The following is a 17,444-nucleotide window of genomic DNA, read 5'->3' on the forward strand; positions in this document are numbered from 1 at the left end:
TATACTATAGTATATAAAAATTATTATTTATGAGATAAATAAAATTATTTTTTATCTTAATGTATTATTTATATTCTGTATAAGATTATTTATAATTACATTAATGAGATTTTCTTAAGAAAAAATACAATAATAAGTAACTATAATTAAATAATTATAAAATTAGTACATGTAATTTATATTTATACATTATTATAATTAAATATATTATTTTTATAGTAAAAATTAATATAATGACATATCTATCAATTATCATAAGTCATTGTTATATACTATATAATATGTATATTAATAATTTATATGCAGACTATTGCATAGTAAATAGTTAAATAACTTATCATTGCAGATTTTTAAAATCAATTAATACAATCTCTAAAATTTTAATAACTATGATATAATAGTTATCATTATAAATGATATATTTAATATATTATATATATAATTCAATAAATAATATAAAATATATTTTACTATGAATAGTAATGATATAGTATATCTTCTAAAGATAATATTTAATATATTTATTTCGTTATACCAGTAATAAAGTAGTTATATATATACAATATATTTATGTTAATATTATCATAAGTAATAATCATTTAATTATTGTATATAATATATATTAATATAGAATATATTATGAATAACTTAAAAAGTTAATTACTTATAGATTTATTTTTAGTAAACTATTTATAATAATAAACCAATACAAATAAAAAACTTTATAAAAATTGATCTTAATGTTATGTAATTTAGTTTTAAAACATATAAATTTTTTAATGATAAATTATATTTTAATTACATAAAAATATTTTATTTTATTTATTAACTATAATTCTTTGCTAAAATTAAATATTATCCGTAATATTTGTGGTAAAAAATAAACATGCTAGTAACTTAAGCTGTATATATTTAATGTATTGTAGTACTTATAGTAGTAAGTTATATCTTTTTAAGATAAATATGTTTTATATATTAATTAATGCTAATTATCAATGAATAGATTATTTATATAATAAATTTATTTATCCCACTTATTTATATATTTTTCTTGTTTTTGCATTTCATATTGAAGGATATCTTCTAATTCTAGTTTATCTTCTTTTATACATGAACTCTGTGTGATATCAACTTTATGATAGGACATGAGTTTTTTTAACATACGTATATCTAAACGACGAAAGTTCTGTTTAGCTTTATATGCTTTATGTGCATTCATACCTATCTCTATTAATGCCTTATGACCTAAATCTAATGCACTAGAAAATGTTTCACGACTAAACTGATGTACGCCGGCTACAATAAGTTCATGTGCTTCAACTCGGCTACGTGCTCTCGCTAATATTTTTAAATGCGGAAAATGTTGTTTACACAAATATACTATCGTCATTATATCTGCTGGTTTATTGCAAACAATAATAATAGCTGTAGCATTGGCTATACCAGCTATATGTAAAAGTTCTAGCTCAGTAGCATCTCCGTAATAAACCTTATAACCATAACGACGAATTATACTTATAGTACTAACATTACGCTCTAAAATAGTAATACGTATTTTATTCATTACTAATAGACGTCCTATAATTTGGCCAAAACGACCAAAACCTACGATAATAACATGAGGTTTATGTTCATCTGTAATAGAAGATGATTTTTTATGTATTTTCGACTTATTATAACGTTTTTCTAATATTTTATCGACTATTTTCATCATTAGAGGAGTAGTTGCCATAGAAATAGTTACAATGACTGATAATAAAGCTATCTGATTTTCTTCTAGTAATTTTTGAATACTAGCTGCCGAAAAAAGTACAAATGCAAACTCGCCACCTTGACTTAGCACAGAAGCAAGCTGTATTCTTATGGGGCTACGAATACCTATAATTCGAGCTAAAAGATATAATATACCACTTTTTATTAAAATTAAAATTATTACGCCTATTAATATTAAGAATAAATGAGTATATAAAATGCTAACATTTAATGACATACCAACGGAAATAAAAAATAATCCCAGAAGTAATCCTTTAAAGGGCTCGATAGACATTTCTAGTTCATGTTGAAATTCGCTTTCAGCTAATAGCACACCTGCTATAAAAGTACCCATTGCCATTGATATACCTAATATCTCCATTAAGATAGCTGATCCTAAAACGACTAATAATGCTGCAGCAGTAAATATTTCACGTATACCAGTTGCAGTAATGTAACGAAAAATAGGACGTAATAAATAATTACCTCCAATTAACATGCCTAATAGTACACTAATTTTTATTATAATAAATATCCAATTAATTTTTTGGATATTAGAACTTACGAGCACAGGAATTAATGCTAATACAGGAATAACAAGCATATCTTGAAATAATAGTACCGAAAATCCAAGTTTTCCTCCTTCATTAAGATCCATATTTTTTTCTTGCATAATTTGTAAGGCCATGGATGTTGATGACATAGCTAGCCCAATACCTACAATAATAGCTGCTTTCCATGATAAATTTGTTAGTAATAATAATCCGCATAGAGTAGTAGAAGTTATTAAAACTTGTCCTGCACCAATGCCAAAAATTGATTTTCTTAAAGTCCATAATTTATTTGGTTTTAGTTCTAAACCAATAAGAAACAATAAAAAGACAACACCTAATTCTGAAAAATGAAGAATTGCATCAACATCTCGAATAAATCCTAGACCCCAAGGACCAATTATAATACCTGTAATTAAGAAACCCAGTACAGTGCCAATACCAATTCTCTGGGCAATGGTTACTACCATAACTGCTGCAAATAAAAATAGTATTATTGCAGGTAATAGTGAGCTATCTTCAGTCATAAATAAACCATCTATAGAAAGAACTGGTTCTATATATTTGTAATAAGATTTGATATTTATTCTTAATATAGTCGTTGTTAATTTTTGAGATTAATGCACTACTTATGTATAATAAGTAATATTTATCATCAATACCATTACGAAACTTTAAAGAATTTAAAAATGTTTTCATTATATATTGTTGATTATTATTTATATGGTCAATTAATATAGGATACTTTATAGTAAATAAATTTATAATAATATTTTTGAGACAACACTTGTATATGCTTGTGTAAAAGAATAACATATTAAAGTACATATCATATACTTTATAAATGTAAAATGACTGTAATTATATAATTAGTATTTAAATATAATAAGATGATGTTTATACAGTATTTATGACATATTATGCATATAAACAAAATTATTAAAATAATTGTTATTATTATTTTATTATATGTATTACATATAACATAATATAAAAAATTTTGTAATTTTAAGTAAAAATATCATAGTAATAATTATGATATTTTTATCTTTTTTATAAAATGATAATGAGTAGATATTATAAATATTATTAAGTTTATCTAATAATAATTATTATTCTACTTATTTTCTTAATACTAATTATTGTGTACGTAATAAATAATCATTTATCATATTATAAGTGTAATAAAATATTATGATTGTATGATTATAATTACTTTATTTATGTAATATAAAATATATATGATATATCTAATAATTATGTTGAATTAGGCTAGTAAACTTTATAAGTTTACTAGAAGAATAATAAATATTATTATTTTATTAAAAAATGTAATTATTTAATAAAAAATAAACTTAGTAATATCAAAATTTTAGTATTTTTTAAAGATTATTGATAATGTTATTGACAATAATAATTGTTGTTTTGTATTTTTATTAAAGTAAAATATTATTATATAAATATATAATTATTTTTAATTTATAGAATAAATTGTTTATTATATCATATATATTTATTGTATATTAATTTCAAGAATTAAAAAAAATTATTTTATTATAATTTTCATTATTTGTAATTAATCTTACTCTAGAAATATTTTTATATTATATAATTTAATAAAATAATATGATTTCTGTTATAGAATCCTGATTACTTGTTACACAGTACTCTATAATTAAGTTATAAGTAGTAATAATAAAAATTACTGTATATTTAATAAATATATTATTGATTTCATAAAGTTCTTTATCTTTAAAAAAATAAATACTTATAATATATTATAATATTAATTTTTATAGTATCAACAAATATACTGAAATAATTATATTAATATAATTTATATAAACATAACTATCTTAGTTAAATTGACATCAAAATATTATAGTATAACTTATTAGTTATTTTAATATATAGCAAATTATCAAAGTAAAATAAATTCATTACTTATGATACTTAAATCATTTTATTAATAAGTTAATAATTAAAGAAAATAAATATGATTTAGTAAAAAATATTTATTTTTTAAAATATTAATTTTTATTAATTATTATATTTATAAAATTTATAATTATATGAAATGCATTAAATAAAATTTATTAAAATAAATATTTTATTTATATTTAATTAGTATTGTAATAAAAAAAATACATTTATTAAATATCATTTGCAGTAATTTACTATTTAAAATATTTATTTATTACTATGAATATTTATATTAAGTAATCTTATTATTATAGATGCAAATTTTTTATATATATTACTATATAATAGTATTTTTTAAAAAAACTTTAAAATTATTTATTTTATTTTTTAAATAATATTTATTATAGTAAATATCTCAATAATACTATAATTTATATTATAATAATTAGTAATTTATAATTATTTTCATTATAATAATATTTAATATTATTATCTTAAGTCAGATGAGATAACAAAAATATAATACACAAGTTTATCTTATTGCTTAATTTAAGCATATAATTAATGCAATTGATCTATAATAATAACAATTAAATGAAAAATTAAATATATATGTATAATATATATTAAATTCAATAATCAAAAATATATAACATATTTATAATCAAATAATATAACACTATAAAATCAATATTAAATATATTTAATATAATAAAAATGTTTAAATATAACTATGATAACATATAATATGTATGTGATATATATTGTCTTTAATAAAAAGTGTAATTTTATATGATACAATCATAAGTCATTTTATGACTATGATTCTTGAGGCCAATATTATTTAATAATAAATAATAAAAATATTAAATATGTCTATTTAATATTAAATAATATATTTATATAATATTTTATAAATAAAATATATTCTTAGTATTAATATTATTTCTATAGTAAATTAGGTAAAATAATAATATTATTATCTATAATGAATGTCTTATAGATCATACTACTTAATTATAAATTAATGTGTTATAAATAAAAAAAATACTTTTATTTAAATTAATTCAAAAATCTATCACAAAAAATAAAATTTTTAGTACTGTTATTAAAATGGATGATTAATAATAAAAATTTTATAGTGTTTATTAAGCGTATAAAGCAAACAATATTATTGTAATATTTTATTATAAAAATAAATTATTTTGAATAAATGTTTTGTGCATTAATATATAAATATATTTAAAATAATAATATTAAAATTTAATATTTTTGATATGAATATATATAAATAATGGTATAAAATAAAATATTATTTTTTATTACTTTGATGATTATTTATTAAAATTAATTCAATATGTTATATTTTAAGTATAACATAAGTATAATTTTTATCATTCTAAATAACATATTTTTTAATACTGATACATTTATAAAATGTTTGTTAAAAAATAAAAAATTATTTTTTTGAACATTATTCGCGTATTTTTTGTAGTACTGATAATCTTTCCGGCATAATGCCATGCCATAATAAAAATGAATGAGCTGCTTGTTCTACTAACATGCCAGAACCATCAGCTAATTGTTGTGCACCTTTATTTTGAGCCCAAGATAAAAAAGGTGTTAGTGTTGTTTGATAAAAAAGATCATAGCAAGAAGTATGTTTATTGATAATCTCGGAAGGTATTTCCGGTACTATACCATGAATGCCTGACGATGTTGCATTTATTATCAAATCAAACTTTTTGTCTTGAAGTTGATCAAAAGTAATAGAAGTAATATTACCTAAATAACTAAAGATCCTAACTAGTTCTTGCGCGCGACTATAAGTTCTATTGGTAATAGTAAGGTTACATTTTATTGACAATAATGGTTCAATTATACCACGTGCAGCACCACCTGATCCTAGCAATAAAACTTTGGTTTTAGAACTAATCATATTTAAACGCTGCATATCACTTAGTAGACCTATACCATCAGTATTATCGCCTAATAAACAACCATTTTTTAAAATTTTTAAAGTATTTACCGCTCCTGCTAATAAAGCTCTTTGAGTTAATTCATCTGCATAATGATAAGCTTGTTCTTTAAAAGGGGTTGTAATATTTGCTCCAATGGCTTCTTTACATGCAAAAAATGATTTAATATTTTGTTGAAAGTTATCAATAGGAGTTAAAATCATGTCATAATCAAGAGCAATACCAGTCTGTTTACTAAATAATTGATGTATGAATGGTGACTTGCTATGCTTAACAGGATTCCCAAAAATTGCAAATTTTTTCATTTATATTCTCATTTTCTAAACAATTTATTAGTTAGTGCATCTCGAATTTCAGATGGATATAGATTATGACCAATTGTTAAATCAAGCATATTCAAGTTATAACCAAAATGTAAACGTACTTCTTGCGCTGTACGACAAGGCTTAAGACCATTTATATTAGCACTTGTAGAAACCAACGGTTTACCAAACTGTTCACAAAGTATTTGAACTACAGGATGATAACTAACACGTACAGCAATAGTGGAAAAACTACCTATTAGCCATTTAGGAGTTGTTCTTTTTATAGGCATCACCCAAGTAACTGGTTTATATTTATAAGAAAACATTTGTTGTAATCTTGTATCTGATAATTTAGTATCGTCAATATATGGTAATAGTTGTTCATATTTTGCAGCCACTAAAATTAAACCTTTATTATATGAACGTTGTTTTAAATTATATAAAGTATGCACTGCAGATTCACTATCAGGATTACAACCTAAACCGAAAACCGCTTCAGTAGGATAAGCAATAACTTTTTGATTATTTAACTCATTTAGCACAGTAACTAATAATGTTTTTTGTTGTTTATTTTGTACTATTTTCATTTTATTTGATTAATTTATTGTAAATTAACTATAATATTACTATAATTAACAAAATTAATACATTTAATGTTAGGTTATATTATAATAACCATTATTATAATATACATTATATGTATTCTTATTTATCTTATAAAATCACAATAAAATAAAATTTAATAAATAATGCAACAAGTAATAAAATATCTATTTATTTAGTTGATTCAATATAATAAAATATTACTTGCTAGATATTATATAGTACATAAAAATTAATAAAAAATTTATAAAATCTTAACAAAAACAATGTTTTTATACTTTTTATTTTAAATAAATTATTACTAAATAATAAACATAATAACTGACTGCATTAATATTACTTTAATTTATGCAACGAAATAGTTAATGTAAGTATCCATCACGAAAGTCAAACAATAATTCTTCCATTTGTTTATAAGCATATTCATGACCAGGAATGTTAAATAGAACGATCAATACTACCCACTCTAAATCCTCAAGATTTAATTGATCTGCATCTAGTGCCATAACACGATCAATAACCATTTCTCTTGTTTCAGGAGTTAATAATTTAATTTGCTCAAGAAAAAGTAAAAATCCTCGGCACTCACTATTGAGACGTATAATCTCGTCATCTGTATAAATACGCATTACATTTGTATTTGTACATGCAGTATATGGCATGGTATTATTTTCTTGCATTATAGCTAGCTTCTCCAACCAACCTAGGGCATTATATATGTCTTTTTTTGCAAACCCTACACGAGTTAAATCATCAGTAAGCTTATCTTGATCAACTTGAATACCCGATGCAGTATGTATATAAGTTTCAAAAAGATACATTAATACGTCGAACATGGCTAGCCCTCTTTAGTCGAACATAGCCGCTAGAAAAAATTTAAATGTTATTTACAGTTATTAGTTTATAGGTTTTTATATCTATTTCTTTAATAAAGATGTATCAATAGATATTACCTCATATTCTACGTTATTCAATACATTGATCAATGATAATGATGTTATGTGTTAACAATAAATAATTTTGTAATTTTGTTATTATATTATAAAAATATTTTTTATTATATAACAATATATAATTAATATACATTTATTATGCAAACAATAATATAATTATATTTTTCAAAATTATTATCTTTTATAAAATATTTATTATATTGACATCTAAGTACTTAATAAAAACATAATATATGTATATTGTAACTAATTATTAAATAATATTAATATTTTATTATTTAATAATGTTAATAATTATGTTAATTTTATAGTTAATATTACTATTATAATTAATAATAGAGTTTAATCTAATAATAATAAAAATATATATTAAATATTTTTATACTAATATAGTTCATATCATATTTATATGAGTTATTTATTTAGATACATAATTTATGTTTGGTATTATTATCTAATAAACTATCCATTGGTATTAGTAGTGTGATACCATTAACTAATTTAGTAATTGATGCCGGTCCTATATCACCATTAGGTAGCATAGTTATACTTGTTATATTGGCTAATAATTTAATAAATATTAGATGTTTTTGTATGCAACATTGCTCTTTAGCTCCGCATTCACGTAGCATAATTTTTAGTGGTTTATTAAAGATAATATTCATTTCCGAACGAATATTACGTACAGATGTGACTATTTGCTTAATCCACTCTATATCAATTAAAGATTGTTCGTCAATTTGTGTAGCATCATAATTAGGGAAAGGTTGTAACATTATTGTATCAGCAGTAATACCTTTTAAAAGTTTAATTTTCTGCCATATTGTTTCAGTAATATATGGTATTATCGGATGTGCAGTACGTAATAAAGCTTCCAAAACAGTAATCATGGTATAACGTGCACTAAGTATTTCAGTTTCTGAACCGTTTTTTAGTACTAATTTAGTCAGTTCTAAATACCAATCGCAAAATTGATTCCAAATAAATTCATATAAAATATTTGCAGCTATATCAAAATGATAATTATCTAATGCTTTGCTATAAGATTTTACCATTTTATTAAATATGGATAAGATCCAACGATCTATTTGAGATAGTACTATTTCGTTTGTATTCAAATTATTATTTTGATCTTGCATATTCATCAAGACAAATCTACTAGCATTCCATAATTTATTACAGAAGTTACGGTAACCTTTGAGACGATTCATATCCCAATTAATATAACGACCAGTAGAAGATATTGCTGCTAAAGTAAAACGTAGGGCATCTGTACCATATGCTTGAATACCTGTAGGAAATTTTTTTTGAGTACGCTGAGTAATTTTTTTAGCTAATTGTGGTTGCATCATATCATTGGTACGTTTTTTTATTAATTCTGATAAAGAAATACCGTCTATTACATCTATAGGGTCAATAACGTTACCTTTAGATTTAGACATTTTATATCCTTCATCATCACGAATAAGACCAGTTATATAAATAGTATGAAATGGAATTTGCGGATTATTATTTTTATCTTTAATTAAGTACATAGCTAGCATGATCATGCGAGCTATCCAAAAAAAGAGAATATCAAAACCACTAATTAATAAATTAGTTGGATGAAAATTTTGTAGATCTTTAGTCTGTTCTGGCCAGCCTAAGGCTGAAAAACTCCATAAGCCAGAAGAGAACCAAGTGTCTAGAACATCCTCATCTTGTTTTAGTTTTACTTTAGCATGTATATTATTTTCGCGACGAACGTCTATTTCACTGTGTCCAAAGAATATATTACCTTTGTTATCATACCAAGCAGGAATGCGATGACCCCACCATAGTTGACGAGAAATACACCAATCTTGTATATTATTCATCCATGAATAGTACATATTTTCATATTGTTTAGATACAAACTTAATCTGACCTTTTTTGACGGCTTCTATTGCTCTTTTTGCTAATGGAGCAGTACGCATATACCATTGATCAGTAAGCATTGGTTCTATAATAACGTTACTACGATCACCGTAAGGAATAGTTAAAATATGAGGTTTAATTTTAACTAATAAATTAAATTGTTCACATATTTTTATTATAGCACGACGCACAGCAAATCTTTCCATACCATGAAATATTTGAGGAATTTCTTGACTATAAATGTTAGTTTTTTTGCCATTTGTATCTAAAACTTCTACTTTATCTCGCACATAACCATTACAGGTTAAAATATTAATCATCGGAAGATGATGACGACGACCAACTTCATAATCTTTAAAATCGTGAGCTGGTGTTATTTTAACGCAACCAGTGCCTTTGGTAATATCAGCATATTCATCACTAATAATAGGAATACGACGTCCAATTAAAGGTGTTATTACAAACTTACCATGTAAATGTTTATAACGCATATCTGCTGGATTAACAGCTACTCCAGTATCACCTAACAATGTTTCAGGACGTGTCGTAGCAACTACTAAGTAATCTTTACCATCTATTGTTCTTTCCCCATCAGCCAAAGGGTAACGTAAATACCACATAAAACCATTAATTTCTCTATGTTCAACTTCTAGATCTGAAATTGCCGTGCATAATTTTGGATCCCAATGAACTAAACGTTTACCGCGATAAATTAAATTATCTTTATAAAGACGAATTAAAACTTCTTTAACTGCATTAGATAGTCCCATATCCATGGTAAATCGTTCGCGTTCCCAATCTACAGAATTACCTAAACGACGCATCTGATTTGCTATAGCTTTACTAGACTCTTTTTGCCATTTCCAAATTTTTTTAATAAATTCATTACGTCCATAATCATGGCGTGTCTTACCTTCTTCGCTTTCTATTTTACGTTCAACAATCATTTGAGTAGCAATACCAGCGTGATCAGTACCTACTTGCCATAAAGTATTTTTACCTTTCATGCGCTGATAGCGAATAATTATATCCATTAAAGTTTGTTGAAAAGCATGCCCCATATGCAAATTACCTGTAACGTTTGGAGGAGGCATAACAATACAAAAGTTTTCTTTATTTGTATTACCATGTGGCTTAAAGTAACCTTGATGTTCCCAATTTAGGTATAGTTGTCGCTCAATGTCTTTTGGGTTATATGTTTTTTCCATAGTGCTTCTATTTTAATTGTGATATATTCTTGATGTTCTTAGAGGAAGAGTAATTTATCAAAATTCTATACTAATACAATAAATAATATAAAAATATTGTTTTAATTATGTGTAAGTATCTTGATTAATAATAAAGTATATTACTTTATAAAAATTCATAACAAAATATACGTAATAATTTTGCAAAAAGATTATTATATTGCGTAAGATATTGCTACTTATTTAAGGTATAAGAACTTTATTAGAACTCTGTAATATAATTTTTTATTAAATAAGATGATAACAATTGAGAATTAATACTTTTTACAAAGCTATAAAATTTCATTTAATTTATTGCTTGTATTGTATTACTAATAAATAATATTTTTTATACCTGAATGTGAATATTGAGTATTTTAGATAATACGCTAACATATTAACAATATGCAGTTTGCAATTATATTAATAATTTTTATAAAATAATAAATAACCTATGTTATCAACATTATTTAGCTTGTTAAATGCATAATACATAATATATACAGCTAGATATGAAAATACATTCAATGTTTTAATATAATTTTCTAAAAAATAAGATTATCTAAAAACAGTAAATATATTTACTGATTTTTTAATTTTCTTTATATAATCCTGCACGATTTAATAAAAATTGAGATAACATAGAAATAGGTCGTCCTGTAGCACCTTTATCTTTCTCAGTACGCCATGCTGTACCAGCTATATCTAGATGTGCCCATTGATATTGCTTAGTGAATTTAGATAAGAAACATGCTGCAGTAATAGCCCCTCCATAACGTCCACTAACATTTGCGATATCAGCACAATTAGAATTTAATTGATCTTCAAATTCATTCGTCATAGGAAGCCACCAAGCAGGGTCATCAGCTTGTTTTGATGCACGTATTAATTCTGTAGCTAATGTATTATTATTTGCCATAAGCCCAGTAAAGTGATGACCTAATGCTATTACACATGCTCCAGTTAGTGTAGCAACATCAATAACAATTTCTGGTTCAAAGCGTTTAACGTAAGTTAAAGTATCACATAAAACTAAACGACCTTCAGCATCAGTATTAAGTACTTCAACAGTCTGACCACTCATTGTAGTTAGTACATCTCCTGGACGATAAGAATTGCCATCAGGCATATTTTCACAACCCGTTAAAATGCCAATAATATTTAGTGGAAGTTGTAATTTAGCAACTATAAGCATAATACCATAAACAGATGCAGCTCCACACATATCGTATTTCATTTCATCCATATTATCTGCATGTTTAATAGAAATTCCTCCGGAATCAAAAGTTATACCTTTACCAATTAATACTATAGGTTTAATTTTTGTAGATTCATTTGTACCTTTATAACTAATAATTGACATTAATGATTCATTTTGTGATCCTTGTCCTACAGCAAGATAAGCATTCATACCTAGATCCTTCATTTGCTGTGCATCGATAAATACAGTACTTATATTATGACTAAAGTTATCTGCTAATTGACGAGCACGTAATGCAAGATATCCTGCATTACAAAGATTTGGTGGCAAATTACCAAGATCCTTAGCTACTTGTATACCAGATGCAATTGCTAATCCATGCTTAATAGCACATTTAGCAATAATTAATTCATTATTAGGTACGCTAAATACTATATGGTCTAGTGAACAATGTTGTTTGATTTTTTTACTTTTTAATTGCTCAAAAGTATAAAGAGTATCTTTTATTGTTTCTATTGCTAGTCGTACTTTCCAATAAATATTACGATTTTTTACATTTAATTCAGTTAAAAAATAAGTAGCTTGTATGTAACATCTGTATTTTAGTATATTAATAGTTTTTTTAATTATTTCTTTATATTGACGTTCTTTAAAATCTTTTTCTTTACCACAGCCAATTAATAATATACGCTTTTCAGGTAATTCAGGGATATAATGTAGCAATAACGTTTGACCTAGTTTTCCTTCTAGTTCACCACGATTTATGAAATCATTGATATATCTACTACTTATTTTATCTAACTTTAATGCTATTTTGGGTAGTTGCTGAGATTCAAAAATACCAATAACAATGCAATCACTCTTTTTAATGTCTGAGTCAATATTTGTTACACTAAACTCCATATATTCTCCTGAATATAAAATATAATAGCGTAAAGAGGTACATAAATTATCAATAATTTGATTAAATATCATGTTTCTTCTTTAAGAATTATAATTTTCTATTTCTAATATGAATATGCTATAATTTATTTTTAAATATTTTTAAAATAGTTATTATTAATTTATAATATCAATTATTCATTATGAAAAAAATAATTTATATATTTTAAATTAATAATTTTATATTTTTATATAAATAAATTTTTTTTTATTTATATAAAAAATTAATTATTTATTATTAATAAAGTATTATAATTATTAGTAATTTCAATAATAATTTTTTCATAATAATAAACATTATATGTTATAATATATCTATAATAAATATTATACTGTAAAAAATAAATATTTTATTAAATTGCGTCATATATTAAAGATCATATAATTAAGTATTATTTTATAGATCATTATTCTTAATAAAATATTTTTTTATAAATAACTAATTATTAGTTTTAGTAAATATATTATCTTAAATATAGAGATACTATTATATTCAATATAATATTATATTTTTAATATAAAATCAATATAATTTATATAAAAATTTACTAAAAAGTAAATATTAATAACCTAAATATATTTAATAATAAATTATTATATAATTAAGTTATTTTTTTGTTTTATTCAAAATATAAAATTTAAATAAATACTTTTTTAATAATAATCAAATTTTATATATTTATTTTTCAACAAATTAATTATTATTAATAATAAGTTTATTTTTTAAAATAATTATATCTTCATAAGATATATTGAATGCTATTTTGATAATTATTTTTATATTATTTTAATATAAAATATTAAATATAATTTATATAGTATTTTTTCTTATAAAAATAGATTTTATAGGCGTCAATAATAGTGATTATTATTAAATACCTAATACGTGAAACATTAAAGAACCAAATAGCTATTCTATTTATTTTATTGTTAATTTTTTTTTGTCAAAAAATGGTACGAGTATTAAGCGCAGCTGTTAATGGAGAAATTCCGATAAACTTAATATTACCTCTTCTTGGGTTAGGAGTACCAGAGCTAGCACAGCTTATTTTACCTCTTAGCTTATTTTTAAGTTTATTAATGACTTTAAGTAAAATGTATGCTTATAGTGAAATTGTAGTTATGCATGCCTGTGGTTTTAGTAAAATAGTACTTATTAAAACTGCTATGTTTCTTGCTTGTATTACTGGTTCGTTTGCATTAGTTAATGTTTTTTGGGTTAACCCCTGGTCATCATTATATGCATGTAAAGTAATAGCAAAAGCTAAAACTAATCCTAGTTTAACATCTATAGTAGAAGGTCATTTTCAGACTTCAAAAAATGGAAATTATGTACTGTTTATCGGTAATATAAAAGGAAATTACTTTAAAAACGTTTTTTTAGCTCAATTATATCCTCAAGGAATACAACGTCCATTTGTTATAGTTGCTGATACTGGTCATATACAAGAATTTTCTAACAATTTTCAACAAGTTGTTTTAGATACAGGCACTCGTTATGAAGGGACTGTGTTATTGCGTAATTTTCATATTACTAATTTTATTAACTATAAAGCAATTATTGGATATCAAGCAGTATCTTTGAGGCCCAGTAATGCTGATCAAGCTACAATGAATCAATTATGGAATTCTCAAGAAAGTAGTTTTCGTGCTGAATTACATTGGCGTCTTACACTAATTTTTTCCGTTTTTGTTATGGCTTTAATAGTAGTAGCAATAAATGATGTATATCAGTGCCAAGGACGTATACTTAGCATGTTACCTGCAATGCTACTTTACTTAATTTTCTTTTTATTGCAAAGTTATCAACGTTCTATTGCTTCTAAAGGGTATATCGATCCATTTATTCGAATATGGGCAGTTAATATATTTTATTTTTTTTTAGCAATGATGTTAAATATTTGGGATACTTTATTTATGCGTAAGATACGCGTAGTAATTTTTAGTAAAAGAGATTAATTTAATGATAAAAGTATTAGATCGTTATATTGCGCTTAATATTTTTAGTACTATTATAGAAACTTTATTAATATTGGTAGCATTATCAGGAATTATTAAATTTATCGATCAACTTCGTAAAATTGGAGAAAACGATTATTCTGCTATTAGTGCTGGAGTTTACACACTATTAAGTTTACCAAAAGACATTGAAATATTTTTTCCTATGTCGGCATTGCTCGGAGCATTATTAAGTTTAGGAATGTTAGCACAGTATAACGAGTTAATAGGAATGCAATCTGCAGGGTATACTATTCTACAGATTGTATCATCAGTTATGAAAATTACTATTCCTCTTGTTATTTTAACAATGGTTATTAGTGAATGGATTGCTCCTCAAGGAGAACAAGCTGCGCGTAACTATCGCGCTCAAAAAATATATGGCAGCTCATTATTATCTACACAAAATGGACTATGGGCCAAAGACGGCAATAACTTTATTTATATTAAACATGTAACAGGAAAAAATAATATTAATGGTATTAGTATCTATAGTTTTGATGTTAATAATCATTTACAAAAACTTAGGTATGCTCAATCAGCAGAGTTTAAAGAACATCAGTGGCATTTATTTCATGTAGAAGAAGCTAATCTTACTAATACTAACAAAATTACTAGTTCATATACTTTAAATAGTACTTGGCAAACTAATTTAACTCCAGATAAAATTGGTGTAGTTGCCATGGATCCTGATTCTCTCTCTATTAGTAGTTTATATAATTATATAAAGTATTTAAAAAATAGTGGACAGGAATCTGCACGTTATCAGCTGAATATGTGGAGTAAAATTTTTGCTCCTTTATCAGTTACAGTCATGCTTTTAATGGTGCTATCTTTTATTTTTGGTCCATTGCGTCATTCTTCAATGAGTATAAGGATATTAATAGGCATTATCTTTGGTTTTTTATTTTACGTTTTACATCATGTACTAGGATCATTATGTTTGGTATATAATATGACACCGGTAATGGGTGCATTACTGCCAATTTTATTATTCTTATTAATTAGTATTTATGTATTATTAAAAATATATTAAATGTAATATATACAATATATATTTGCATTATTAAATTTCATTATTTTATGATCATAATGAATTATAACAATAATTATGTTTTATTGATTTATAATTTATACAAATAACAATATAAACAGGCAATAATATTAAAGACTAAATTAGTATATTATATTTATAATAATATATTTATGGTAAAGAAAATAATACTACAAATATTTTATAAGCAATAATCATCTTTCTTGTATAAAAAATATAATGTAATATATAAAGTATTTGCATTAACTTAATAGGAATATCATGGCTCAAGTATTAGCTACTCAAGCTTCTCGTATCGCATTAACTGAAGATATTATTGCGGCAAAAATAGCAAAAAATTTATCATGGCAAGATCTTGCAGAAAATACTAATATGCATATAGTTTTTGTAACTGCAGCTTTATTGGGGCAGCATCCGTTACCGGAATACGTTGCACAAAAAATTATTAAACAATTAGCATTGTCAGCAACAGCAGTCAAATTACTTCAGGCTACTCCTATGCGTGGAGCTATTTCAAACCATTTTCCAGTTGACCCTACTATTTATCGTTTTTATGAGATATTACAAGTTTACGGTACAACATTAAAAGCATTAATTAATGAACAATTTGGTGACGGTATTATTAGTGCAATTAATTTTAAAATAGATATTAAAAAAGTACAAGATCCAGAAGGTGGATTTCGTGCTATTATTATCTTTGATGGTAAATATTTACCAATAAATCCATTTTAATCTTAATAAATTAATCGTTTATTATGTTTTATAAAAAATAAAATTGTTTTTAATAAACTAAATATTTTAAAGTATTTTACTTAGTAAGTATATTATTTATCTAATTTTATATCATTAGATATTGTAATAAAATCTTTTTTTTAATATTAGTAATACATAAACATTTATCCTAATTTAGGAGAAAATATTTTTATATATATTCATATATAGCACTTATTAAGACACTATTATTTAACTTTTAAAGTTGAGATAATATTACTATTATATACAATATATAATATATTCTAATTATTAGTTAATAATAATAATTCTTAATAAATATTATTTTT

General features: G+C 23.6%; 8 protein-coding genes and 1 pseudogene. 3 read left to right on the top strand and 6 right to left on the bottom strand.

Features of this window, described 5'->3' with window-relative positions; translation table 11 throughout:
- Nucleotides 1-1,021 precede the first annotated feature (1,021 nt).
- The 6 genes and pseudogenes from kefB to GII40_RS01040 all read right to left on the bottom strand — a co-directional run bounded on the left by kefB (nucleotide 1,022) and on the right by GII40_RS01040 (nucleotide 13,292).
- Entirely contained in the window at nucleotides 1,022-2,773 is a 1,752-nt protein-coding gene (kefB, locus tag GII40_RS01015) for a glutathione-regulated potassium-efflux system protein KefB (RefSeq protein WP_239022573.1), read from the bottom strand.
- Nucleotides 2,774-5,700: 2,927 nt separating this feature from the next.
- The gene (aroE, locus tag GII40_RS01020; RefSeq protein WP_226813540.1) at nucleotides 5,701-6,510 is read right to left on the bottom strand and encodes a shikimate dehydrogenase; all 810 of its coding nucleotides are present in this window, start codon (nucleotides 6,508-6,510) and stop codon (nucleotides 5,701-5,703) included.
- Nucleotides 6,511-6,518: 8 nt separating this feature from the next.
- Entirely contained in the window at nucleotides 6,519-7,097 is a 579-nt protein-coding gene (gene tsaC, locus GII40_RS01025; protein ID WP_226813541.1) for an L-threonylcarbamoyladenylate synthase type 1 TsaC, read from the bottom strand.
- Nucleotides 7,098-7,475: 378 nt separating this feature from the next.
- Nucleotides 7,476-7,949, bottom strand: a complete 474-nt coding sequence (locus GII40_RS01030; RefSeq protein ID WP_226813542.1) for a DUF494 family protein — start codon at nucleotides 7,947-7,949, stop codon at nucleotides 7,476-7,478.
- A gap of 569 nt (nucleotides 7,950-8,518) precedes the next feature.
- Nucleotides 8,519-11,170 (bottom strand): annotated as a pseudogene (locus tag GII40_RS01035) (valine--tRNA ligase); the annotation flags it as partial.
- 610 nt (nucleotides 11,171-11,780) lie between these two features.
- Nucleotides 11,781-13,292, bottom strand: a complete 1,512-nt coding sequence (locus GII40_RS01040; RefSeq protein ID WP_226813543.1) for a leucyl aminopeptidase — start codon at nucleotides 13,290-13,292, stop codon at nucleotides 11,781-11,783.
- A gap of 900 nt (nucleotides 13,293-14,192) precedes the next feature.
- Here GII40_RS01040 and lptF point away from each other — a divergent pair.
- The 3 genes from lptF (at nucleotide 14,193) to cynS (ending at nucleotide 17,115) form a co-directional block, all read left to right on the top strand.
- On the top strand, nucleotides 14,193-15,290 hold the full coding sequence (gene lptF, locus GII40_RS01045; RefSeq protein ID WP_226813544.1) for an LPS export ABC transporter permease LptF: 1,098 nt from the start codon (nucleotides 14,193-14,195) through the stop codon (nucleotides 15,288-15,290).
- A gap of 4 nt (nucleotides 15,291-15,294) precedes the next feature.
- Nucleotides 15,295-16,365, top strand: a complete 1,071-nt coding sequence (gene lptG / locus GII40_RS01050; RefSeq protein ID WP_226813545.1) for an LPS export ABC transporter permease LptG — start codon at nucleotides 15,295-15,297, stop codon at nucleotides 16,363-16,365.
- 279 nt (nucleotides 16,366-16,644) lie between these two features.
- Nucleotides 16,645-17,115 (top strand): cyanase, encoded by a 471-nt coding sequence (cynS, locus tag GII40_RS01055; protein ID WP_226813546.1) that lies wholly within the window; start codon nucleotides 16,645-16,647, stop codon nucleotides 17,113-17,115.
- Nucleotides 17,116-17,444: the final 329 nt, after the last annotated feature.

Origin of the sequence: Candidatus Profftia lariciata (assembly GCF_020541265.1) — a bacterium.
Taxonomy (GTDB): domain Bacteria; phylum Pseudomonadota; class Gammaproteobacteria; order Enterobacterales; family Enterobacteriaceae; genus Profftia; species Profftia lariciata.

What these genes read in the sequence shown, in the direction of transcription:
- kefB (WP_239022573.1), bottom strand. Translation starts at nt 2,773, where the DNA reads ATGGTAGTAACCATTGCCCAGAGAATTGGTATTGGCACTGTACTGGGT.
- aroE (WP_226813540.1), bottom strand. Translation starts at nt 6,510, where the DNA reads ATGAAAAAATTTGCAATTTTTGGGAATCCTGTTAAGCATAGCAAGTCA.
- tsaC (WP_226813541.1), bottom strand. Translation starts at nt 7,097, where the DNA reads ATGAAAATAGTACAAAATAAACAACAAAAAACATTATTAGTTACTGTG.
- GII40_RS01030 (WP_226813542.1), bottom strand. Translation starts at nt 7,949, where the DNA reads ATGTTCGACGTATTAATGTATCTTTTTGAAACTTATATACATACTGCA.
- GII40_RS01040 (WP_226813543.1), bottom strand. Translation starts at nt 13,292, where the DNA reads ATGGAGTTTAGTGTAACAAATATTGACTCAGACATTAAAAAGAGTGAT.
- lptG (WP_226813545.1), top strand. Translation starts at nt 15,295, where the DNA reads ATGATAAAAGTATTAGATCGTTATATTGCGCTTAATATTTTTAGTACT.
- cynS (WP_226813546.1), top strand. Translation starts at nt 16,645, where the DNA reads ATGGCTCAAGTATTAGCTACTCAAGCTTCTCGTATCGCATTAACTGAA.